This is a genomic window from Oceanobacillus sp. FSL K6-3682 (genome assembly GCF_037976165.1).
Taxonomy (GTDB): Bacteria; Bacillota; Bacilli; order Bacillales; family Amphibacillaceae; genus Oceanobacillus; species Oceanobacillus sojae.
This window is the reverse complement of sequence record NZ_CP150263.1, coordinates 1958719-1982690: the sequence shown is the minus strand read 5'-3', so window position 1 is coordinate 1982690 and position 23972 is coordinate 1958719. Positions and strand designations below refer to the sequence as shown.

The window sequence follows — 23972 nt, the reverse complement described above, 5'->3', positions numbered from 1 at the left end:
ATCTCCTATTACTGTATGTTATCCGGGAATCCTGCCTGATAAAACAAATTTATCCGGCAATTGAATGATCTCTAATTTACCATCTTGTTCTTCAATACGGCTCCGCATATTTGTCAGACCAAATCCCGGTTCAAAAGCCTTCACCTCATAAATTGCATTCGTTATTTCAAATTGAATTGCTCCATCTGCAGATTTGCTTAATGTCACATGGACTTCACGACTGTTTGCGTGACGCATGGCATTGGTAATCCCCTCTTGAATAACTCTGTAAAGAAGTACACTTTTGACATTCGATATTGGCACAGATAATACACCATTTTTCATTGTGAAATGTACATTCAAATGACTTTCACTTTCTAATTTTCGAATTAGATAGACTACGGTTGCTATTCCTTCCGTTTCTTCCTCTTTTAATGCTTTTACAGCGTCTCTTGTTTCCTGTAAGCTTCTATTCGCTAACCCCTTCATTTGTCCTAATTCTAAATCTGGGTACTTAATAGACAGCATCTCTATTTGCATGATTAATGCGGTTAAATGATGTCCGACAGAATCATGCATATCTCTGGCAATACGTGTTCTTTCTTCTATCTTAGCATTTTCTTCAGCTGTAAGATGAAGCCGCTTCAATTGCCGATAGGAATCACTTAACTTATCATATAAATTTTTATAATATTGATCTTTGCTCCATTGTTTATGCAGGAGAAAGCTTAACGCAAAAACAAAAACACTTCCCAGAAACAGTGCATAGGAGATGGATGGAATAAATGAAAATAACAGACAGGTAATAACGGCCCCCGATAAAAGGATATAGTATGCATTTGTATGTAGCTGTCTGGCGGCTAATAACAAAAGTAACCATACTAAACCAGTAGAAAATAAAACATTTTCAGAGAAAAAGAATCCAGCACATAATATAATAATAATATTTCCGAGTAATAGATACAGCCGTTTTGTACGGAATGACAGCAGGAAAAACGAAGCCAGGCTCAGCGCAAATAAAAAGAAATGATAAGGGATGAACTTACTGCTGAATAGGAGTAAACCAATCCATAATATTGAAAAAAGCACAAATTGCAGCCAGAATAGTTTCATTATATCTCCTCTTCGTAAGACTTTATAACATCTAAGTAATTTGTAATGACACTCCAGGATTCTATTTTTTCTTCGAACGTTTTATTATACTTCCCTGGAACAGGACTTGTGGAAGGGAGCTTGATAACATCGATTTCCTGCTGCAATAGTGGAGAGATAAACTTCTTATACATTTGATAGGCCTTCGTTCCATTGCAGGCAATAAGCTGTATGGTTGGATATTCTTCTAAAAGACCCGCAATATCATTAGGCTCTTCTTCTTCAATATGTATATCCAGGCTTCCCTGCCGGTAACAATACCCAATTGTATCCCATAATGCTATGTGATTTTTCTTAATCAAGTGTATTTTTTCAGCATAAGTTTCAGCCGGCTTATCCTCTAAAATACGATACATTATTGGCCAGAAATGGTTTCTGGGATTTCCGTAGTACTCCTGCTCCTCCAGCGATTTTATGCTTGGCATGGAACCAACAATAAGAACTCTCGGCTTATTGCCGATAACAGGCGCAAACGATTGAAGCTTAGCCATAATGACCCTCCTCACTAATCTTTGACTACAAAAGAATAAACCTGGAATTTTGCAGAACTGCTTCTACAGCTCTACACTTTTAATAAACTTAGCCGGGTTTCCACCATAAATAACATTTGCAGGTACATCCTTTGTCACGACTGAACCAGAGGCAATTATTGTGTTATCTCCAATTGTTACACCGGGATTAATTATTGCTCCGCCGCCGACCCACACATTATTGCCTATAGTCACTGCTTTTCCAAATTCTATTCCAGAATTGCGTTCCTCAGGGTGAATTGGATGAGTGGCTGTATAAATATGTACCCCTGGTGCAAGCATACAATTATCACCAATACGAATCGGACAGATATCTAACATGACACAATTAAAATTTGCGTAAAAATTCTCTCCAACATGAATATTATAGCCATAATCACAGTGAAAATCAGGCTCAATAAAAAGGGATTCTCCTGTTGATCCAAATATTTCTTTCAGACAGCTTGTGCGTCTGACAGTGTCATCCTCTGTGAGCGCATTATAATAACGCATCATTTTCCGGACATGAAGCCGATCTTTTACAAGTTCGCTGTCTGCCGGATCATATAATTCTCCTGCTTTCATTTTCTCTTTTTCTATTGACATTATATCTCCTCTTTCATCTTATTCTTATTTTGTCTCTGCTCGCGATTTTTCCACCAGCGAATTATCCTTTTTATTTTATCGGAAATAAATGTATATAGTTTTTTTAATTCAGGACCAAAGAATATCCAAAAAAGGATATACAGATATCCTAATAAAAGAAAAACACCAATACCGCTTCTTCCTCTGGCCTGCTGCCATATATAAGCTATTTCATTCATACCTTCTGGTCGATTAATACTATATAAAAAGCTCACAAGCGGCAATAAAAGAGATAAAATAATAGCTAAAACCGCTAACACTTCATAACGCCTTCTCACCCATTGAATGATACCAATCAGCAATGCTGTTAATATTATAAGTCCATAGATAAATAGTGTACCATTTGACAAATCAGTCATTCCTGCACTTCCTCCTTCATTAGTTTACATAAAAAAGATATACTTTGATTTTAGCTCAGGTTGCTCTCAAATGCTAGCAATCAAATGAACTACCTGCTTATCCTCCTTAAAAATTTTAAAGCTGCAGTTTATTAGGTGCTCCTTTTCAACCTTCCGTATCTATTTCTCACCATTTACTTTTCTAATCAATCCGATTATTTCCCGTTAATAATGCATATTGATACAAGTCCCATTCATAACAATATAAAGTAGATCATTTTTTACAAGGAGGAAATAATGACCGATAATAATCAAAATCCTCAACAAAAAAGACGCATACCTGTGCGAAAAACAGCAGTATCAACAGGAAACAAGCAGCCTGTTCGTCAACCTAAGCAGCCGGATAATCCTGAATTATTATATTCACAGACGGTTGGTAAGGAAGGCCCGGTACTTGAGCAAGATAGTATTTTGCATGAATCGTTGGAAACACTTGTTCACTCGAAGATTGTGGAGCGGCCTTTACATGTGAAAGGGACAGGGGCTTTCGGTTATTTCGAAACATTGAATAGTATGAGCGAATATACCAAGCTTCCCTTTCTGCAGCAGGCTGGTACAACCGTTCCTGTCGCAGTCCGTTTTTCGCTCGGAGCGAGCAATAAAGGCACTCCAGACACGTTACGAAACGTTCATGGATTTTCAACGAAATTCTATACAGACGATGGAATCTTTGACCTTATTTGCAACCATATCCCTATCTTTTCGTTACGCGATCCTAGACGTTTTGCAGAAAGCGTGGAAGTAATGTCGCCCTCACCAAAGAACAATTTAATGGATCCGAACCGGGTTTGGGAATTTGTCGCCACCACTCCAGAGTCCATTAATTTTTTCGTCCAGCTTTATTCTGATCATGGTACAATCAAAAGTCTGCGGCGGATTCCTGGCCACAGTGTCAGTACGTACGTATGGCGAAATGCACAGGGAAAGCGCCACTACATTAAATACCTCTGGGTTCCATTTGATGGTGTGGAATATATTACAAATGAAGAGGCAGAGAAGCTTGCAGCGATGAACCCGGACTATGCCGCTGAAGATCTCTTCCAGACAATTGCCGGAGGAGAATCCGTAGAATACGGTTTGTACGTTCAAATTTTAGACCTCGAGGATGCAGAAAAACTGCCATTTGATCCGCTTGATGATACAAAAGTGTGGGATGAGGAATTATTACCTTTCCACCCTGTCGGCAAGATGGTACTCAACCGCAATCCTGACAATTACATGGAACAAGTAGAAAAGATTGCCTTTTCACCTTCAAATTTATTAGATGGAGCGGAGTTGTCATTTGATAAGATATTACAAGGGCGGTCGAATATATATTGGGATTCCCAACGTTATCGGATTGGACCGCAATTCCGTAAAGTGCCAATAAATGATCAGAAGCATTGGCAGCCAGATGATTTGCAGACAAGTGGAGAAGGAGAATTTGTAGAAGGGAGACTCGTGCGTTCAGATATACCAAAAGCAAAACAGGATGATTTTTCTCAAGCTGGAGAGTTCTATCAATCGTTATCGCCAACAGGAAAATCTCATCTTGTCTCGAACCTTGTCGCCGCACTGACAGGAGTACGCAGAGACTTACAAACGAAGGTGATTGAATATCTATCTCTTGCTTCCCCTGAGCTGGGTAAACGTGTATCGGAAGGATTACGCCAGTAAATTAAAAAACTACTGATTCATTGAAGAAATCAGTAGTTTTTCTTATCGTTTGTACTTTTTTATTATACTTCTTTTGCCAGTTCTCCAGTTTCCGTTTTACGTCGTGGAGTCATGTTAAATATAATATTTAAAACAATTGCTGTAACACTTCCCGCTACAATACCGTTACTCGTTAAAATTTGTAACGAAGATGGCAGTATATCAAACAATTCCGGTACAACTGTAACACCGAGTCCCATGCCAACTGAACATGCAATAATCATCGAATTTTCCGTCGACTCTGAAATGACTGCACCAAGCATTTTAATCCCCTGTGCTACGACCATCCCAAACATTGCCAGCATCGCTCCGCCTAATACCGAAGTCGGAATAATTGTTGTAACAGCAGCAATTTTAGGGATGAATCCTAATACAACCAGCATAGAACCAGTGATAACAATAACACTGCGTTTTTTTACACCGGTCATCTGCATAAGACCAACGTTTTGAGAAAAAGCAGTATATTGAAATGCATTGAATATTCCTCCGAGTAAAATTGCTAAGCCCTCTGCACGATATCCTTTGGATAAATCTTTTTCTGTTAATTTTTTCTTCGTAATATCACCCAAAGCAAAATAAACACCTGTTGATTCTACGAGAGATACCATTGCTACTAAAATCATTGTAATAATCGCTGACCATTCAAATGTCGGTGTTCCAAAGTAGAAAGGGTGCACCATATGGAAATAAGAAGCTTCTGCAACGGCTGAAAAATCAACTCTTCCCATAAACCCGGCAGCAATCGTTCCAGCACCTAAACCAATTAATATAGAGATAGATTTCACAAATCCAGTTGTAAATCGATACATTAAAATGATAAATAATAATGTTCCAAATCCAAGTGCGATATTAGCAAATGAACCAAAATCCGCTGCTCCTTCTCCGCCGCCTAAATTATTAATTGCTACAGGAATCAGAGTAATTCCAATAATCGTTACAACAGATCCTGTCACTACCGGCGGGAAGAAGCGGACAAGCTTACCAAAGAATCCGCTTATTAAGAATACAAATAATCCAGATACAATAATTGCGCCATAGATAGCGGAGATACCGTACTGTCCTCCGATAGCAATCATTGGTGCAACAGCGGTAAAGGTACATCCTAATACAACCGGCAATCCAATACCAATATACTTGCTGTTCATAACCTGAAGAAGCGTGGCTATTCCGCACATTAAAATATCAATAGCTACCAGATACGTTAATTGCTCGGTAGTCAGCCCTAACTCAGCTCCGACAATAAGCGGTACTAAAATCGCTCCGGCATACATCGCTAATAGGTGCTGTAAACCCAATGCTGCCATTTTCATTACTGATGAGCCTCCTCTTTAAAAACCACTTGCTTATTTTCCAATGACTCGATAATAGCCAATGACTCTACAGTAATTCCTTTTTCGCGAAGAGCCTGTCCGCCTTCCTGAAATCCTTTTTCTATAACAATTCCGATACCGGCAACAGTTGCTTTTGCCTGCTCAGCAATATCCAATAATCCAAGAGCTGCCTGTCCATTGGCTAAGAAATCATCAATAACCAGCAGGTTATCGCCTTCTTTAATAAAGTCATGAGAAACAGAAACCTTGCTCGTTGTCTGCTTTGTAAAGGAATAAACCTCTGCGGTCAGAAGATTATCTGTTAAAGTCAATGATTGCCGTTTTCTTGCAAAAATCACAGGAACCCCCAACTCCAGGCCTGCCATTGTCGCAGGAGCAATTCCTGATGATTCTAACGTAAGAATTTTTGTTATTTTTTTATCCCGGAATCGATTCGCGAATTCCTTCCCAATTTCTTGCATTAATACAGGGTCTATCTGATGGTTTAAAAAAGCATCCACTTTTAATACCGCATCTGATAAGACTTTTCCTTCTGCTATAATTTTTTCCTTCAGTAATTCCATGAATGATTCCTCCTAAAATGTAAAAAAGCCCAAAAATCTACTAATGGGAAAAGTAGATTTTCGAGCGTCTTGTCGAATGATCAAGAAAGCAAGTATTGTCTAGTGACAAAACACAAGCTTTTTTTATACTTTTCCATAGTCGGTCTATTTACGGTAAACCGGTAGAAACTTGCAGGCCTTATCCCCGCGATTATATGAAAAATATTCGTTTTGGGTTGAATTAAAAATTAAAGAATGCTTTTAGTATAGCACGTACATTCACAAAAACAAGGATTAGGAAAAAATTAAAATCTTTCAAATAATTTCGATAAAATTTTTTAGTTGTTTATTTTATTTTTCCATTCCAGAAATTCAATCCTGTTACCAAATGGATCATTTATATAGAATCTTTTAGCATTGGGAAGTTTATTATCCCATTTTGTTGAAATACCTGCACCTTCTAAATATGTTTGCAATGCATCGATTCCTGATACCTCAAATGCCGGGTGTGCTTTTTTCAAAGGAGTAAACGGCTCCTCAATTCCTATATGGAGGGCTATTTCACCATTCCTGAACCAGACACCCCCATTCGGTTTTAACGTCTCCGGTTTTTCTTCTTCCTTAAAGCCTAAGATATCACTGTAAAACCTGATTGCTGTCTCTTCAGAATCTTTTGGTGCAGATAGCTGAACATGGTCTATTCTTTCTAATTGAAATGTCATATTAATTCTCCTCCCTGAAACAGTATTCATATAATAAGCATAGCAGGGATCAGGAAGAAGGAAAAATCGTATTTTATTATCTGTTTCAATTTGTTTTAGTTATAACTGAAACAGCAACTAAAAAGAGACCTATATAAATTAAAATTTAATCATTTTTATTATGATTAACTCAACTTTCGCGCCTGAGAATAAACATCTATACCTTAACTATTCCATAATCATTATTCCGCTTGTATTTTGTTAAATCATCCTTCTATGAAAATGGAAATTGTGTATAGCTCCTGCAACCAACCACTACGCTTTCCATGGGGACGGCTTCAGCTAACTTGAAAAGAAAACCGCTTTTCAAGTGGATCTTCAGCTCGCCCTGTTCCCATAGGAGTCTACGTGGTTGGTCTGCGCTCAGTTAGGCTTCTACAGCGAATGAAAGGAATCATATCCAGATGGGGTTGGATGAAATAATTGCTTTTTGTTTGATGAAAAGACCATTTTAGTGTTTCAAATGGTTGATTTGGCAATTTAAATAATGATACAGCATGAATAGTAAATATCGGGAATAGCTTTTATGAACAGAAAGTAATCGTGACGGGACATTTTTATATGCACTACGAAAAATATGTTCTTTACTGATCTAATTTCTATTGGCTCCGTTGTATTAAACAGTATAGAACCCCCTTCTAGCGGAGGCGGACCGTTTTTACTCCTGAGGGAATAGCATCATCTGAAGATCCACTTTTGCCAAGTGCTCTTCTTGGCAAAAGTTAGCTGAAGAGCATGCCCCTAGGAAAGCAAAACGGTCCGCCGCTGCGGTGCCTTATACGTTACCTTCTTTCTAGATAGAGTTTATGTTTTGTCAAGAGATAGATGAAGGAACAATCAGCACCTATCACTATGATAAGCAAGTTATTTTTAGGTGCGAAAGTTGAGTTTCTTATAAATAAAAATCTCCCGGTATCAGGAGACTTTTCACTGCATTATATACTGGTATAGCCGCCATCAACCAGCAAGCTTGAGCCTGTAATAAAGGAAGCCTCATCACTTGCTAAGAATAAAACAGCATTTGCCACTTCCTCTGGTTTTCCAAGCCGGCCAATCGGGTGGAGATTTATCAGCTCCTGTTTTGCTTCATCCGGAGCATTCTTTAGTAACGGTGTATCAATATAGCCCGGGTTTACATTATTAACACGTATTCCTTTAGCTGCATATTCCGCTGTCGCTGTTTGCGTTAACAGCTTTACACCGCCCTTTGCAGCTGCATAGGCACTTACACCTGCTTTGCCGACAAAACCGTGAATGGAGTCATTATTTACAATTGCTCCGCCACTTTTCTGTTTTAGCATTTGTTCAATTGCATATTTGTTCGTTAAAAATACACCTGTTAAATTCACATCAATCACTTTTTGCCAGGCTTCCAGAGATAATTCATGCAGAATTGTACTATTTCCGATTCCGGCATTTGCAAATACTACATCTAACCGCCCATATTTAGAGACTGTTTCATGCACTAATTTTTTGACGTCCTCTTCGTTTGTCACATCAGTTCTGATAAAGGTAGTTTCAAATCCTTTTTGATTCAGTTTTTCTGACAGATTTTCCCCATTCTCTGACATATCAGAGAGAACTACCCTGGCCCCCTGTTCAGCAAATTTTACAGCAGTCGCCTCTCCAATACCGCTTGCAGCTCCAGTTACAATCACTATTTTTTCATCAAATCGGTTTGCCATTTCCATTACTTCCCTTCTGTTCTTCAGCTAAAATTCATTATGCAGTATTCTTCCCAACTTAGAAAAAGAATACTCATTAACATGCTTCAAACATTAAAATCCCGATAGCGGTTAACGCTATCGGGATTGAGATTAAATTATGTATACAGGCCACATTTGCCGTACCATGCAATAAAAAGTTTTAAACCACCACTTCGCAAAGTGGGTGTCCGCAGAAACCTTCCTGTCTTCCATTCCTTTATGACGGCTCGACATTTCAATTTCGATGTAAAACTCCCTATTCCAACATTAGAGGTTAAAACTTTTATTGATACGAACAATGTAGCTTGTAGTTAATATAATACGCCTTTTTTCTGAAATACGCAATGATAAGGATAGCCTAATTTTTTCTTGTTAAAAAATTAAGAAGCACTATTCCCATTCTCTCATTTCCAGATAAATTAACCGGAAATAATATTGACGTGATATTTTCTTATATAGATTGCCCTGGAGCCCCTTATCAGGATAAAAACAGCTTTGTTGATTCACGGCCTGACTTTCTTTTAGCGCCTGTCTTCGGATAACCGCGGCGTGCATTCGCTTTTGACGAGAGCCATCTTTCCAAAAAGTGTTCGGCATCTCCATCCTGCTGGGCTTCCAATGCCTTCATCAAAATGGATGCAGAAGCCTTCGCATCTTCCAATGCATGGTGGTGAATCAATGGAATATCATGATATGCAGCGACGGTATGCAAACGGTGATTTTCCAGATGTGGCCACACACGCTGCGAAATTTTCACAGTACATAATGAAGCGTAATCCGGATGTGCCAAATCATATTTTAATAAAGATTGACGCAATACGCTCATATCAAAGCTGGCATTATGTGCGACAATAATATGTCCATCCAGCTTTTCATGCAAGGTCGGCCATAGTTCTTTAAAGCTTGGAGAATCCTCCACATCATCTTTCTTAATTCCATGAATACGAATATTCATACTGCGAAAATCACTTAACGGATTTATCAGCGAATAATATTCATCGAAGATTTCATTCTCATCAAAACGGACAACTCCTATGGAACAGGCGCTGTTTCTTTTTTCATTTGCTGTTTCAAAATCTATTGCTGCAAACTTCATCGGTTATCAGCTCCTAATCACTTATAAATGCTTTTGCAGGAAGGCCATAGTAACTCTTCCCTTTTTTTGTTTTCACTTTAATTTTTGATTGTTTTTCTAAATAGATTAGCCGGGTCAGGGTTGCCATAAATTGACTGGCAAAGGCAAGACTTTTCATCGGTCCATATGCTTTTGACGTTAATTTAAAAGCTGTCATTTCCTCATGTTCCATAATCTCTATTAGTTGTTCCATTCTTTTTTCATGGCGATTTGAAATATCTGTTACTCGCTCATCCAGATGCTTAATCATATCACCATGACCAGGTAACGCCAGGCGTACAGAATATTTCTTCAATACATCCAATGCATAGAAATAATCCTCCATTGGGTTCAGTTCTTCCCCCATCCAAAGCCCAATTACAGGAGACAGATGATTTAATACATGATCACCGATGATCATTATCTCTGTGTCCGGCTGGTAGAAGCAATAATGATCAGGAGCATGGCCTGGTGTCCATATTGCCTGGTAAGAACGATTGCCAAGTGTTATCTCATCATTATCGCAAAAAAATCCATCCGGCTCAAATTTATAAATAGAAGATTCGTCCTTTATTTTTAATGGAATCGGCGGTGCTCCATGCTTTTTGATTAACTCTTTTATCCGGCTTTTACGGGCTTTTGTATCTCTGCCCTTACACATTTCTTCATAGCCGCGCTTAGAAACATACACAGGAATTTTATATATTTCCTGAAACCACCGAGCTAAGCCGATATGGTCCTCATGTGTATGCGTCAGTACAAGCTTCTCTATTTTATAGTTTTTGAAAACGCGTTCCCATAATTCTTTTGTTTCTGATGCATAAATTCCTGTATCAATCACGGTATAGCCATAATCGCCTTTAATTAAATAACTATTCACTTCTCCCATTGCCCCTTTAAAGCGGACAACAAGACGGTAAATGTCATCTGTTATTTGCTCCAGCATGTCAACCTCTCTTTTCACAACCTTTTTATATAGTTATTCTACCGTGATTTACTGATTTTGCAAAATGAAAGAGGCTGAATGCTGATAATGATTGGGCATCCAACCTTTCTATCTAGTAAAATCAACTTTCATATATCTCGCTATTATTAATCAAAAAAGAAGGAAGTGAAACCTGTCACTCCCTTCCTATTATCTTATTCACGAATCTGTCCGTTTCCGGAAACAATAAATTTATTAGATGTTAAAGCTTTTAACCCCATCGGACCTCTGGCATGCAGTTTTTGCGTACTGATGCCAATCTCTGCCCCAAAACCAAATTCAAAACCATCCGTAAAACGTGTAGAAGCATTATGATATACCGTTGTGGCATCTACTTTTTGTTTAAAAGCTTCCGCATGGTTTTCGTTCTCTGTAATAATGGCTTCAGAATGTTTTGTACCATAGGTATTAATATGGTCGATAGCCTCATAAACATCCTTCACCGTTTTCACACTAATCTCCAGACCAAGATATTCTGTTTCCCAATCCGCTTCTGTTGCCGGCTGAACAAAAGGAATTTCTTCTACAACCCGTTCATCTCCATGTACAGTGATGCCGTTCTCAATCAGAGATGAAATCAAATCATTTCCATTACTGTCAAACCAATCCGACTGAATAAGCAAGGACTCAATAGAGTTACAAACAGAAGGGCGCTGCAGCTTAGCATTTAAAGTGATTTCTTTTGCCATCTTAAGGTTTGCAGTGTCATCAATAAAGATATGGCAATTTCCAGCTCCAGTTTCAATAACTGGCACACGGGATTCTCTAACAACTGTGTCAATTAGATTTTTTCCTCCGCGCGGAATAAGTACATCAAGATAATCATTTAAACGGAAAAGCTCACTCGCTGTTTCTCTGCTTGTATCTTCAATTAATTGAACTGCGTCGGGAATAACCGCACTGTCTGCCAGCGCTTCATGAATTACTTTAACAATTGCTAAATTGGAATGAATAGCAGAGGAGCTGCCCCGTAAAATGATGGCATTTCCTGTCTTTATTGCAAGCGTTGCGGCATCAACAGTAACATTAGGTCTCGCTTCATATATCATACCCACAACACCAATAGGAACTCGTGTATTGACTATTTTTAAGCCGTTATCCTTCTCAATCGTTTCAAGCACTTCACCAATAGGATCCGTCAAATCGATAATTTGCAGGATAGCATCTGCAATATCGTTAATTCGCTCTTTACTTAACTCGACACGGTCAAGGAGTGATTCGGATAAGCCTTTCTCTTTCCCGGCTTGAATATCCAGATGATTTGCAGCAAGAATCGCTTTCTCATTAGTTCTCAATCCATCAGCAATTTTTAATAATGCATTATTCTTTTCCTCTGTTGTACATATTCCAATTTGATAACTGGCTTTTTTTGCAAGCCTTCCTTTTTCAATAACTTCACTCATGTCAATTCTCCTTTCATTGTCTCAAATGATACCCATTTGTCACGGTGGATAACTTCAATGGTCGGTACCGCGTGAATATAGGTTGATTCGCGCAATTTCATAACAGCTTCTAATTCTTCTGAGGAGCATTTTACCTGCCCTCTTCCTAATAAGGCAGACGTCCCATAAACCTCGACAACATCCCCTTTTGCAAAATAGCCTTCTACTGCTGTAATGCCAGGAGAAAGCAGACTGCTGCCATGATGCATTAAGGCTTTTTCTGCTCCTTCATCTACTACTAACCTGCCATCAAGATGCGAATGCAGTGAAATCCATTGTTTATTTGCCGGTAAATGTGCTTTTCTTTCACTATCAATATAGGTGCCGTCCCCCTCCCCTTTTAACATCTCTGCCAGCTTCTCTTTCCCGTGCCCGCGTCCAATAAATACTGGAATTCCTACGGAAGAAGCCATTTTAGCTGCCATCAGCTTCGATTTCATACCGCCTGTACCAACTTTGGATCCTGTTGCATCCGTCTGCTTAATTAGTTCGGTACTAAGCTTCATTAAATGGTCATATCGTGTTGCATCTGGATGTTTATTTGGATTTTTGTCATATATTCCATTGATGTCCGTTAAAATAATTAAATGATCTGCATGAATTAAACCGCTCACTAAAGCAGAAAGCATATCATTGTCTCCAAACGTCAGTTCATCAACGGCAATCGTATCATTTTCATTAATAATCGGCATTACCCGGCGCTCCAGCAATTCTTCCATCGTTGCATAAGCATTCCTGTATCGCCCCTGATCTGAAAAGTCACTTCTTGTTAGGAGTATTTGAGCAGCGGTAATACCATATTCTTTTAATTTTTCCATGTATGTTTGAATAAGCAGCCCTTGACCAACGGCCGCTGCTGCCTGTTTCCCTTTTTGTGTAACCGGTCTTGAAGAATAGCCTAATTGTTTAAAACCGGCAGCTATTGCTCCAGAGGATACTAATATCACTTCCATATTACTCTTATGAAGCAGTGCCAGCGCATGGACATGATCCTCCAGCTGCTGCATATCAATTTCTCCATTTACATTAGTTAATGAACTGCTGCCTATTTTAACGACAATACGTTTTGCTGCCATTGTTATTCCACCTTTCACTGTCTAAAAACATTCCACAGGAAATGAAAAAACTCCCCCATCCCCAGTAAAAACGAAGGGACGAAAGAGTTTACTTCCGCGGTACCACCACAACTTAAATACAATACTATAAATGCGTGTTCAATAAAACTGGTGACTTTTGAACATCCTTACTAAGAATTGTATTCCACTTATCCCATGATAACGTCTGGGGAACGCTTATGTTTGCATAAGACTGATGAAGGCAGGTTCGGTAAATCAGCAATGAGGAATCTCGCAGCATCGGATAAAAACAAATAACTTATCCTCCGACTCCATCTCTGACATTGTGATGGCTTACTTACTGATCCTTCCATAACGTTCAATGTATTGATATTAATTATTAGCAGAATTTTGCTTCTTGTCAATAGAAAAATACAACTTATTTCTTTGAATACGATAACATTGATTCTAAAATATCAGAAAAGTATACTAAATACAATAATGTCATTTAAATTTATTATAGAGGGAGGGGTTTATACCCCATGTGCTTAATTACCTTTGCTTATCACGCCCATCCAAAATACAAATTAATTTTGCTCAGTAACCGGGATGAATTTTATAATAGGCCAACACTTCCCGCAAGGTTTTGGAAGGACAAGCCTGACATTCTTGGTGGAAGAGATTTGCTGCAGCTTGGGACTTGGCTGGCGGTTTCAAAGCAGGGAAAATTCGCAGCAGTCACAAACTACAGGGACCCTGAACTTCCAGAAGCTAAGACATTTTCCCGCGGTGAACTTCCGGTGGATTTTTTGTTACAGAATATTGACGGGAAAATGTTTTTAGACCAGCTTTCAAAAAATCGTCATAACTATGCTGGATATAACATTCTTTTCGGTGACAAGGACAAATTGTATCACTATAATAATGTGTATAATCAGGGCTCTGAAATAAAAGCAGGTGTTTATGGGTTAAGTAACGATACACTTAATACACCCTGGCCGAAAGTCGAACGTTCAAAAAGTGAGCTGTCGGATTATATACAGTCCCATACAGTAGTACAAACAGAAGATTTATTGCACAGTTTGAAAAACAACACACAGGCTGAGGATATATTTCTGCCCCAGACAGGGATTCGAAAAGATTTAGAAAAAGCATTATCCTCTATCTTTATCGAAACACCTGGCTATGGTACCAGAGCATCTACTATTTTACTGATTGATCACCACAAACATGTAACTTTTATTGAAAAAACGTATGATAAGGAGGATATATTTCAGCAGTATGAATTTTTGATTCAACCTGATTAAATCTTCGTACACAGGGAATGTTAAAAAATATAGGTTAAATAAAAAATTACATAAAGGAGGTTTATCCATGACCTTATTTGAAGATCCGGCATATGCCAGCAGAATGCTGACACTGTTGACATTATCATTTCATATTATTTATGCCACAATCGGTGTCGGTGTTCCCCTGATGATTATGATTGCTCAGTGGATCGGAATTAAAAACAACGATAATCATTATCTGTTGATGGCAAGACGCTGGGCGAAAGGATTTGTTGTTACCGTTGCTGTCGGGGTAGTGACAGGGACCATCATTGGCCTTCAGTTATCCCTGCTTTGGCCAAGCTTTATGGAACTAGCAGGAAATATTATTGCCATGCCATTATTTATGGAAGTATTCGCCTTTTTCTTTGAAGCCATTTTCTTAGGAATTTATTTATATACCTGGGATCGCTTTGATAATCCGAAAAAGCATTTGCTTTTGTTAATTCCGGTAGCTGTCGGCGGCGGAATGTCAGCTTACTTTATTACTGTGGTGAACTCATTTATGAACAGTCCTGCTGGATTTGATATCATTGGCGGAGAGCTTGTCAATGCAAATCCGCTGCTTGCCATGTTTACTGTATCCATGCCGACCAAGGTTGCTCACGTGCTGTCTACAGCCTATATGACCATTGCCTTTATGTTTGCTGCTATCGCGGCATTCCGGCTGCTTCAGAAGAAAAACCAGGAATATCACAAAAAATCCTTGCATATGGCCATGAAGATTGGTTTAATCTTTGCGGTTGCAACAGCTTTAATTGGTGATTTATCCGGTAAATACTTAGCGGCATATCAGCCTGAGAAGCTGGCTGCTGCTGAATGGCATTTTGAAACAACAACTGAAGCGCCACTGGTGATGTGGGGAGTGCTTGGAGAAGATAATGAAGCCAAATATGCTCTGCATGTTCCTTATGCATTAAGTATTCTTGCACATGGGCTGCCTAATTCAGAAGTAATTGGACTGGAGGAGTTTCCGGCTGATGAACGGCCTCCACTTGTTATCCATTATTTCTTTGATACGATGGTAACAATCGGAATGTTTATGATTGCCTTATCCTTGCTTTATTGGTTTGGAATGCGGAGAAAATGGGCTTTCGTTGAAAAAACATGGTATCGCTGGCTGATTGTTGCAGGCGGCCCGCTTTCCTTCTTAGCTATTGAAGCAGGCTGGTGGATGGCTGAAGTCGGCCGTCAGCCTTGGATTCTGAGGGGGCTGATGACGATTGAAGAAGCCGCTACAACAAGTGACTATGTCGGCTGGATGTTTGTGTTATTTGCAGTTCTTTACTTTATTCTCGGGGTCGGCACAGTTGTTGTATTAAGTTACATGTTCCGAAAAAATCCTGTAGAAAAGGATTTGGAGCGCATGCAAGGTGGTGAGTCGTCATGATATTAGAAATTGTCGGTATTTCCGTCCTCTGGTTATTCTTATTCGGTTATATCATTGTTGGATCAATCGATTACGGTGCAGGTTTTTTTAATGCCTATAGTATTGTTACAGGGAGACAGCATATTCTCTCTAAAATCATTCAGCGTTATCTGTCACCAGTATGGGAGGTAACCAATGTATTCTTTGTCTTCTTTTTTGTCGGGATTGTCGGCTTCTTCCCGCAATCTGCTTACTACTTCGGAACCATTTTACTGATTCCGGGAAGCTTAGCATTGATTTTATTAGCAATCCGCGGCTCTTACTATGCATTTGAATCCTATGGAAAGCAGGGGCATAAGGGCTATGCCATTATGTACGGTTTATCCGGTTTACTTATTCCTGCTTCTCTGTCGATTGTTTTGACCATCTCTGAGGGCGGCTTTGTATTTATGGAAGACGGAAATCCAGTTTTAGATTACGGTGCTTTGTTCTATAGCCCATTAACCTGGTCAATTGTTGTTTTGAGCATTGCAGCTGTTCTTTATATATCTGCAGTCTTCTTAACCTGGTACGCAAATGAAACCGGTGATAAAGATGCAACGAATTTAATGAGAAAGTACGCACTAAGCTGGTCTGTTCCTTTGATTATTGCCGCTTCCGGAATCATTGTGGAACTTTATTTTCATAATGAAACTCATTTTGAAAATCTTTTGAGTCTCTGGTGGATGTTCGCTGTTTCCTTTGTTCTGTGGATATTAACCGTTGTTCTAATTTGGAAGCGCCGAAACTACGGAACTGCTTTCTGGCTTCTTACCGGGCAATTTGCTTTTGCATTCTTCGGTTACGGAATTGCTCATTATCCATATCTTTTGTACCCTCATATCAGTATCCATGAAGGGTTTACAAATCCGGCAATGGCAATCTCGCTTATCGTTGTCTTTATCTTAGGTATGGCACTCTTGATTCCATCACTTTATCTATTGTTAAAGCTGTTCCTGTTTGATAAAAACTATATTAAAGGAAAGAAGTGATCAAATGTTAAATCAATTTCTGATTTTCATCGCCCCTTTCATTGTCCTGATTGCAGCAATTGCTTTTGCATTTGTCGCTGCGGCAAAGGATAGATAATTGAAAACTCCGCGATCTATTCTGATTTAGAATGAATCGCGGAGTTTCTATTTAAAATGCTAACTGCTGACTTTCAAGTTCCTTCATCGCCTTAAAATAACCATTTTCTTTTCCCATCAGCTCCGTGTACGTGCCTTGTTCAACAATTTCTCCCTGATTCATGACAATAATCCGGTCCATACTTTCCAGGCCAGTTAAACGATGCCTGATGGTCACAACAGTCTGATATTTTGTTACCTTTTCGATTTCATTCATAATTTGCTGCTCCGTAATCGAATCAAGAGATGACGTCGGCTCGTCCAGCAGCCAAATAGAAGCTTCCCTTAAAAACAAACGGGCAAGGGCAAGACGCTGTTTTTCCCCGCCTGACAGATTTGTTCCCTTTTCCAGCACCTGATCTTCTAAAGAAAAATGAGTCAATTGAACCTTTTCTAAAGCGTCCCGGCATATTTCTGCACTGGCATTTCTATTAGCAAATCGTAAATTTTCATAAATACTCCCATAGAAAAAGTGATTATGCTGAAGCGATACATTCATTTGCTCCCATAAGCTGTCGGGGGCAATGGTATTTATATCCTCACCGTTCACTAAGATATGCCCGGATTTAACTGGTGCAAAGGTAAGCAGTGCTTGCATCAATGTTGATTTCCCAGAACCGCTGGGTCCAACAATAGCAATATTCTTTCCTGGTTTTATTTGCAAGGAGGCATGCTGTACTGCAGGTTTCTTTTCATTTGGATATTGAATAAAAACATCCTTAAAGTCAAAATGAAGCGGGAGATCTGGTTCCAATTCTTGTACTGCCACTTTGGAAGGTTCCTCATTTTCCCAAACTTCAATAAGCCGTTTAGAGGAGGATTTACTTTCCTCTAAATGAGCTGGGAGTACAGCCATGGATGGTGTATCTTCAAATACAGTAATAGCAATCATAAACAGCATGGCTAACAGCGTTCCGGCAAGATTTCCTTCTGCTACATAAAATCCGGCCTGTACTAAAATAATTATCGCGATAAAAAAAGAAAAGAAAATAACAATTGCTTCCCGAATAGCAAGCTGACGATTCTCGCTTGCCTTCATTTCTTCATATTGATTCATCTCATCAAACAACTGCTGCTCTTTTCTTTCAGCTTGTTGAAAGATCGTTAATTCCCGAAAACCATATAGATAGTCTGTAAATTCCGAAGACAGTACACCTCTTTTTTCCCGCATAGACAATGCTGCCTTTTTCTGAATCATATAAAATATTGCCGGAAAAACAATTAGCACCACAATCATACCGGCTGACATTGTAAGTGCCACTCCAGCAGATATATACATCGTAAAGAAAATAGTAGCTATAAAAACAGCTGCTAATACAATAGGTGGATAGAATACACGCAAAAAGAAATGCTGCAAGGACTCGACATCCCCTACAATCCTGGCTAAAATGTCTCCACTTCGGTATTTTTGTAAAAGTCTGCTTGCCAACGGCTCTATTTGATCATAAACCTTTAAGCGGATATTTTTTAAAATGGTAAACGTTCCACGATGGGAAAAATAACGCTCCCCATACCTGCTTATTGCCGATGTAATCCCCAAGAGCTTTACACTTGCTACAAGAATCATCAAAGTATAAATTGGCGGTGCAAAAGCGGCTTGTGAGATTAAATATCCGCTTGCTGCAAACAGGGAGACCGCAGTAATACCTGCTAGAAATCCAAAGAAGACTGAGAAAAGAATATCCTTTTTTTCTTTCAGCATCATTTTCAATACCAGACTGATATCCTTCATGCTTCTCTCCCCCCTTGCTGTGTATTTATCATTTGCTGATACATTTTATTATTTTTATAAAGTTCGTTATGTGTTCCTTCACCAGCTATTTTCCCATGATCCAGGAGAAAAATTTTATCAGCATTCCGGACAGTATGAAGACGATGGGCAACCGTAACCATTGTGGCTTGATTTTTTAAAGAATCCAATGATCTTTGTAAAATATGCTCTGTTTGAATATCTAAGCCTGTTGTCGGTTCATCAAAGAAAAGAATCTGTGGCTTTTTCAAAAGTGTTCTCGCAATCGCAATCCGCTGCTTCTCCCCTCCTGATAAACCTCTGCCTCCTTCTCCAATAATTGTATCTAATCCAAACGGCAAGTCCGATATCCAATCCCATATCCCGGCACGGTCTGCAACCTCCCGAATCTCCTGATCACTTTGCTTTTCCAGAGAGCCGAGCAATATATTTTCCCGTACAGTTCCAGAAAAAACATATGGCTGCTGTGTAAGGTAGCTGATTCTTTGAAACCAATCTGCTTTTTGTACCTTCTCCTGTGGAATACCGTCAATCAGAAATTTTCCATCTTCAGCAGGCAGGAAACCGGCGAGCAAACCGAGTAGTGTGGACTTTCCTGCACCTGTTTTCCCGATAATTGCAACCTGCTCATAAGGTGAAATCGTCATAGAAGCTGGTTCTAACCGAAATCTCCCCTGCTCATAATGGAATGAAGCTTGTTCAAGTATTATTTCTGGAGCTTTATCTGATTTTAATGGTACAGTGCCCCAAGAAACTGGCTTGGTCTCTTCTTTGAGTACATCCTCAACTCGCGATACTGCCCCCATACTTGCACGCCCGGAATGAAACGCAGAGCCCAGCTGCTTCAATTGGCTGAACAGCTCTGGTGCAAGAAGTAATACAAAAAAACCGCTAAAAAAGCTGAGATTTTGGAAGATAATCATCCGAATAGCGATTTCCAGTGCAATTAAGCCGATACTTAGCATGGAAATAAATTCCAGTGATAAGGAATTCGTAAATGCAACCTTTAAAACACCCATGGTTGCATCCCGAAAACTTGTGCTGTCCTGATTAATTTTATTTCTCTGTCCATCGGATTGACCAAATAACTTAACCGTCGGAAGCCCCTGCAACGTATCGAGAAAAGTTCCTGAAAAGGCGGCTAATTGTGATAGCTGTTCCTTTGATTTATCTTTTGTTTTCACACCAATAATCATCATAAATATTGGGATAAATGGCGCTGAAATAAGGATAATCAATCCGCTTGTCCAATTTTGAATAAAAATAACAATCCATACAATCAGAACAATGCCAGCAGATTGAATAAGCTGCGGAAGATATTGACTAAAGTATCCATCTATTTCATCTACTGTATCCATAAACAAGCTTGTCTTCTGTCCGGATTGACCTTTATCCGCATCTGTCATTTGCTGACCGTTAAAATGTTGGAGCAGCTTTTTCCGTATAGAGACCTTCGCAATCTGCGCCATTTTAATGCCGGATCCTTTTATCATATACTGAAAAATAGTCCGTAATAAAAGCATGCCAATCAATATAAAAACTGCCGGAAGAATAGATGGAAAAGCAGCATTATCCAGAAACAGCTTCTGAATAACCGTAACAACCAGATAGCTCTGCCCTACAATAGCTAACGCCATACAAATTGATGCAGCTCCCATCCACATCGTCCTGTTCCGAAAGTCTTTCATAAATTCCTTTAACAACTGACCACCACCTTCAAAGCTGACATCATAAATATGAATACATCTTATATCCCATTATACAACAGCAGGCTTCCTATAGCTCATCACACAGCCAGCTGACTCAAAGCAAATGAACATTCTATGAACATCAGAATTGTAGAGTTTTTTCATAAAACACATATATTAACCTATATACAACTGTCCCATGTTTATTGAGACAAGAAAATGATTTACAGGAGTGTCATACCATGTCTAATTTCTTCCTTAACACACCCGCAAATTTCAATACGAACGAAAAAGGCCTTGGAGACAAATTACTTTATTATGGCGGAGTAGTTACTACATTGGGAAGTATTATGTCCCTCGTCGGCTCAACAATTTTATACAACGAAGATATAGAAGAAACTGCGTTCGAAGAAAACGCACCTGTTACGAACCGGCAACTTGTTGAAATGCAGCAACAGATTGCGCTGCTGCAGCAAAAAATAGATCGGCTGGAGAATCAAGGGCAGTGAATCGCCAAACTCTGTCCTTGATCTGCCTATTTAATATAGTTTTGCTTATTTTTTTATTCCATCTTTTTTTCTCTTCCCATCCTGCAATTCGAAAGCAGCAGACAGTTTTCACATAAAGGCGTCTTCTTACAATATTGTTTTCCATGCTCCACAATTAATGCGTGAAATTCCTGATGCATTTCTAAGTCATGAGGGAATAATTTTTCTACTTCTATTTTAAAAGCATGGTATGTTTTAGGAAGAGGATAGCCGAGTCGCTGAAATAATCTGACCGCATAGTTGTCCGCAATAAACCCGGGTTTCTTAAAAGCATAGAGCATCATTGCATCTGCTGTTTCTTCTCCAATACCATGAACAGCTAATAATTCTTTACGGAGAACAGCCGGATCAACCTTTTGGACTTCTTCTATCTGAAAATCATATTTTTGAAACCATTGCAGCCAAGCTTTAACCTTCTTTGCCTTCATTCGGTAGAAGCCGCTTGGACGTATTTTTTCGGCAAGCTCTGCTTCCTTCATCTGCATTATTTTTCCGGCAGTTATATTTCCCCCTAGATTCCCTAAAGCTAACTCGACATTTTTCCAATTAGTCCGTTGAACTAAAATAGCACTAATCAGCATTTGAAAATCCGAAGCGGCCGGCCACCACCCTTGGGGACCATAGTAATGAAATAATTTACGATACAATTCCGTATAACTTATTTTTTCAATCATCTAAAACTCCTCTATATCTATAATGTGATAGTCTTGTAAAGCTGATTTCTTTTCTAATCAGCCTGAGCGAGATACAATTACAATACATTTACGAAAGAAATGGAGAACAACTATGAAATCTGTTCACACTGATATTATACAATTCCGGGGAAGCCATTATCAATTCGGACTTTTTCAAGCGGATAAACTAAAAAACTCTCCTATACTTGAATCCAGGAAAATATTGCTTAGTAAACGATGGAGAAACTTTCTTGTCGATGAAGAAGAAGTGGAAGCTGTATTCAAAACATTTTCTCCAGCTATTTGGGAAGAGCTGCAAGGATTAAGCGACGGATTAGGTATTCCCTGGAATGACGCTGTTCGGGAATTTGGCGGCTACTATTATGAATACGGCCGCAGTGGCTGTTCTATCAATACAAAGCAGGATTTTCTGGTACGGAATTATGATAACGCCCCTAATTCCTATGAAGGGCGTTATGTATTATACGCACCATCTGATACGGGATATGCCAGTGCAGGCCCTTCCATGCAAATTACCGGACGCACTGATGGGATAAATGAAAAAGGACTGACCATGGGCTATAATTTCGTCAACCGTAAAAAATCTGGTGACGGCTTTGTCTGTAATATGATTGGCAGGCTGATTTTAGAAAACTGTGCCACAGTGGAAGAAGCCGTTCAATTATTACGTGATGTACCTCACCGTAATACCTTCAACTATGTGTTATTAGATACATCCGGAAAATCACTTGTCGTCGAAGTATCTCCCCGCTCTTTCTTTGTCCGGGAAGACAATAGCTGTACCAACCATTTCAATGCATTAACAGAAGAAAACCGGTACCGTTCAGATGAATCAATGGAAAGACTGGAGAGAATAATAACAAAACAGAAGGATGCTCATACACCTTATGAAGCGTTTCGCATGTTAAATGATATCGAACACGGAATCTTTTCTGAAAAATACGGAGCATGGGCAGGAACATTGCATACAGCTCTTTATTTACCGAAAGCACTTTCTGCATGGATTGCATTGGGAGGCAATCGTCAGCCATTTATTTTCTCCTTTAAAAAATGGCTGCAGGGTAATAAATTACATGCAACAAAGATAAAAGGGCTTATCAATGCTACAGATACATTTATTAACACGTAGGAGCCATTTGCTGCAATCATTTCAATGGCTTTACAATTGAGTTAGAAAGGATTATTCTATCTACAAAGGAAAAGTTAATACAAGCAGCCAGCAACCTATGGTTTTTGACACCAACTGGCTATCTATGAGGAGGACAAACAGATGATAATGAAAAAAACATTAACCCTTGCTGGTTCTGATTCTAGCGGTGGAGCAGGAATTGCAGCCGATTTAAAAACCTTTCAGGAGCATAATGTGTATGGTATGACAGCTTTAACGTCCATCGTGACAATGGATCCGCAAGGCTGGAGCCACCATGTCACACCAATCGACGTAGACGTAGTAGAAAAACAGCTTAATACCATTCTTTCTGTCGGCGTAGATGCAATGAAATCCGGAATGCTCGGTTCTGTAGATATCATTAATTTAGGAGCAAGAAAAATTGATGAATACAACATTGAGAAATATGTTCTGGATCCTGTCATGGTATGTAAAGGTGAAGATGAGGTGCTTCAGCCGGAAAATACAGATGCAATGCGAGAAGAATTACTTCCCCGTTCTTTAGTGGTTACTCCTAATCTGTTTGAAGCAGCACAATTAGCGCAGATGGCTCCAATAAAAACCATTAACCAAATGAAAGAAGCGGCTAAAAAAATTCATGCATTAGGTGCAAAAAATGTTGTCGTTAAAGGCGGAAAACAGCTGGAGCATGATAAAGCTGTCGATTTATTCTATGATGGAGCAAACTTTGACCTATTGGAAAGTGAAAAAATTGACACTACTTATAATCATGGAGCAGGCTGTACATTTGCTGCGGCAATCACGGCAAATTTAGCCCATGGAGTAGATGTTCATGATGCTGTTAAAGCAGCTAAAACCTTTGTTGCTGCAGCTATTGCAAACGGCTGGAAATTAAATGAATATGTTGGACCTGTTATGCACGGTGCTTACAACAAAACGGACAGTAAGAAAGTAGAAGTATTCAGCGTATAATAAAAAAGACCTT

22 protein-coding genes, 1 other RNA gene and 1 riboswitch are annotated in these 23972 nt (G+C 39.2%); of the genes, 7 read left to right on the top strand and 16 right to left on the bottom strand.

The window, feature by feature from the left end; all coding sequences use genetic code 11:
- Window positions 1-18 precede the first annotated feature (18 nt).
- The 4 genes from MHH51_RS10000 to MHH51_RS09985 all read right to left on the bottom strand — a co-directional run bounded on the left by MHH51_RS10000 (window position 19) and on the right by MHH51_RS09985 (window position 2644).
- Window positions 19-1092 (bottom strand): histidine kinase, encoded by a 1074-nt coding sequence (locus MHH51_RS10000; protein WP_147208259.1) that lies wholly within the window; start codon window positions 1090-1092, stop codon window positions 19-21.
- Window positions 1092-1622 (bottom strand): DNA-deoxyinosine glycosylase, encoded by a 531-nt coding sequence (locus MHH51_RS09995; RefSeq protein WP_186813521.1) that lies wholly within the window; start codon window positions 1620-1622, stop codon window positions 1092-1094. The genes MHH51_RS10000 and MHH51_RS09995 overlap by 1 nt, the downstream gene beginning before the upstream one ends.
- Before the next feature lie 63 nt (window positions 1623-1685).
- Window positions 1686-2246: a maltose acetyltransferase domain-containing protein gene (locus tag MHH51_RS09990; protein ID WP_147208261.1), complete on the bottom strand. Its 561-nt coding sequence runs from the start codon at window positions 2244-2246 to the stop codon at window positions 1686-1688.
- Window positions 2246-2644 carry a hypothetical protein gene (locus MHH51_RS09985; protein WP_147208263.1) on the bottom strand — a complete coding sequence of 133 codons (399 nt, stop codon included), beginning with the start codon at window positions 2642-2644 and terminating at the stop codon, window positions 2246-2248. The genes MHH51_RS09990 and MHH51_RS09985 overlap by 1 nt, the downstream gene beginning before the upstream one ends.
- A 276-nt stretch (window positions 2645-2920) precedes the next feature.
- Here MHH51_RS09985 and MHH51_RS09980 point away from each other — a divergent pair, with 276 nt between their 5' ends.
- A complete protein-coding gene (locus tag MHH51_RS09980; protein ID WP_339285875.1) occupies window positions 2921-4339 on the top strand; it encodes a catalase in 1419 nt (472 codons plus the stop codon).
- Between the two features lie 62 nt (window positions 4340-4401).
- Here MHH51_RS09980 and MHH51_RS09975 read toward each other — a convergent pair whose 3' ends face one another.
- From MHH51_RS09975 to proB, 9 genes are all read right to left on the bottom strand, one after another.
- A complete protein-coding gene (locus MHH51_RS09975) occupies window positions 4402-5688 on the bottom strand; it encodes a nucleobase:cation symporter-2 family protein (protein WP_147208266.1) in 1287 nt (428 codons plus the stop codon).
- Complete coding sequence (locus MHH51_RS09970) at window positions 5688-6272, bottom strand: xanthine phosphoribosyltransferase (RefSeq protein ID WP_339285874.1); 585 nt, start codon at window positions 6270-6272, stop codon at window positions 5688-5690. Before MHH51_RS09970 ends, MHH51_RS09975 begins: the two co-directional genes overlap by 1 nt.
- 116 nt (window positions 6273-6388) lie before the next feature.
- Window positions 6389-6490, bottom strand: a riboswitch (purine riboswitch).
- Between the two features lie 99 nt (window positions 6491-6589).
- Entirely contained in the window at window positions 6590-6973 is a 384-nt protein-coding gene (locus MHH51_RS09965; protein WP_339285873.1) for a VOC family protein, read from the bottom strand.
- A gap of 974 nt (window positions 6974-7947) precedes the next feature.
- Window positions 7948-8697, bottom strand: coding sequence for a glucose 1-dehydrogenase (locus MHH51_RS09960; protein ID WP_147208272.1), 750 nt, complete (start codon window positions 8695-8697; stop codon window positions 7948-7950).
- A gap of 143 nt (window positions 8698-8840) precedes the next feature.
- A non-coding RNA gene (ssrS, locus tag MHH51_RS09955) (6S RNA) lies at window positions 8841-9028 on the bottom strand.
- A gap of 168 nt (window positions 9029-9196) precedes the next feature.
- Entirely contained in the window at window positions 9197-9814 is a 618-nt protein-coding gene (locus MHH51_RS09950; RefSeq protein WP_156985471.1) for a 3'-5' exonuclease, read from the bottom strand.
- 13 nt (window positions 9815-9827) lie between these two features.
- Window positions 9828-10778 (bottom strand): MBL fold metallo-hydrolase, encoded by a 951-nt coding sequence (locus MHH51_RS09945; RefSeq protein ID WP_339285871.1) that lies wholly within the window; start codon window positions 10776-10778, stop codon window positions 9828-9830.
- Between the two features lie 194 nt (window positions 10779-10972).
- Window positions 10973-12220 (bottom strand): glutamate-5-semialdehyde dehydrogenase, encoded by a 1248-nt coding sequence (locus MHH51_RS09940; protein WP_147208278.1) that lies wholly within the window; start codon window positions 12218-12220, stop codon window positions 10973-10975.
- The gene (gene proB / locus MHH51_RS09935) at window positions 12217-13335 is read right to left on the bottom strand and encodes a glutamate 5-kinase (RefSeq protein ID WP_339285870.1); all 1119 of its coding nucleotides are present in this window, start codon (window positions 13333-13335) and stop codon (window positions 12217-12219) included. Before proB ends, MHH51_RS09940 begins: the two co-directional genes overlap by 4 nt.
- A gap of 521 nt (window positions 13336-13856) precedes the next feature.
- On the opposite strand from proB, the gene MHH51_RS09930 reads away from it, so the two are divergent.
- The 3 genes from MHH51_RS09930 to MHH51_RS09920 all read left to right on the top strand — a co-directional run bounded on the left by MHH51_RS09930 (window position 13857) and on the right by MHH51_RS09920 (window position 17042).
- Window positions 13857-14621 carry an NRDE family protein gene (locus tag MHH51_RS09930; RefSeq protein WP_147208282.1) on the top strand — a complete coding sequence of 255 codons (765 nt, stop codon included), beginning with the start codon at window positions 13857-13859 and terminating at the stop codon, window positions 14619-14621.
- A 67-nt stretch (window positions 14622-14688) separates the two neighbouring features.
- A complete protein-coding gene (locus MHH51_RS09925) occupies window positions 14689-16032 on the top strand; it encodes a cytochrome ubiquinol oxidase subunit I (protein WP_147208284.1) in 1344 nt (447 codons plus the stop codon).
- Window positions 16029-17042, top strand: coding sequence for a cytochrome d ubiquinol oxidase subunit II (locus MHH51_RS09920; RefSeq protein WP_147208286.1), 1014 nt, complete (start codon window positions 16029-16031; stop codon window positions 17040-17042). The genes MHH51_RS09925 and MHH51_RS09920 overlap by 4 nt, the downstream gene beginning before the upstream one ends.
- 148 nt (window positions 17043-17190) lie before the next feature.
- Here MHH51_RS09920 and cydC read toward each other — a convergent pair whose 3' ends face one another.
- Both cydC and cydD read right to left on the bottom strand, forming a co-directional pair.
- The gene (gene cydC / locus MHH51_RS09915; protein ID WP_147208288.1) at window positions 17191-18909 is read right to left on the bottom strand and encodes a thiol reductant ABC exporter subunit CydC; all 1719 of its coding nucleotides are present in this window, start codon (window positions 18907-18909) and stop codon (window positions 17191-17193) included.
- Complete coding sequence (gene cydD, locus MHH51_RS09910) at window positions 18906-20630, bottom strand: thiol reductant ABC exporter subunit CydD (protein ID WP_339285869.1); 1725 nt, start codon at window positions 20628-20630, stop codon at window positions 18906-18908. The genes cydC and cydD overlap by 4 nt, the downstream gene beginning before the upstream one ends.
- 227 nt (window positions 20631-20857) lie before the next feature.
- Between cydD and MHH51_RS09905 the strand changes: the two genes are divergently transcribed.
- Window positions 20858-21124, top strand: a complete 267-nt coding sequence (locus tag MHH51_RS09905; RefSeq protein ID WP_147208292.1) for a hypothetical protein — start codon at window positions 20858-20860, stop codon at window positions 21122-21124.
- Between the two features lie 53 nt (window positions 21125-21177).
- Here the strand turns inward: MHH51_RS09905 and MHH51_RS09900 are convergent, their stop codons facing one another.
- On the bottom strand, window positions 21178-21837 hold the full coding sequence (locus MHH51_RS09900; RefSeq protein WP_147208294.1) for an endonuclease: 660 nt from the start codon (window positions 21835-21837) through the stop codon (window positions 21178-21180).
- A gap of 112 nt (window positions 21838-21949) precedes the next feature.
- Between MHH51_RS09900 and MHH51_RS09895 the strand changes: the two genes are divergently transcribed.
- Both MHH51_RS09895 and pdxK read left to right on the top strand, forming a co-directional pair.
- The gene (locus tag MHH51_RS09895) at window positions 21950-22987 is read left to right on the top strand and encodes a C45 family peptidase (RefSeq protein WP_147208295.1); all 1038 of its coding nucleotides are present in this window, start codon (window positions 21950-21952) and stop codon (window positions 22985-22987) included.
- A gap of 141 nt (window positions 22988-23128) precedes the next feature.
- Window positions 23129-23959, top strand: coding sequence for a pyridoxine/pyridoxal/pyridoxamine kinase (gene pdxK, locus MHH51_RS09890; protein ID WP_339285867.1), 831 nt, complete (start codon window positions 23129-23131; stop codon window positions 23957-23959).
- The last annotated feature ends 13 nt before the right edge of the window (window positions 23960-23972 follow it).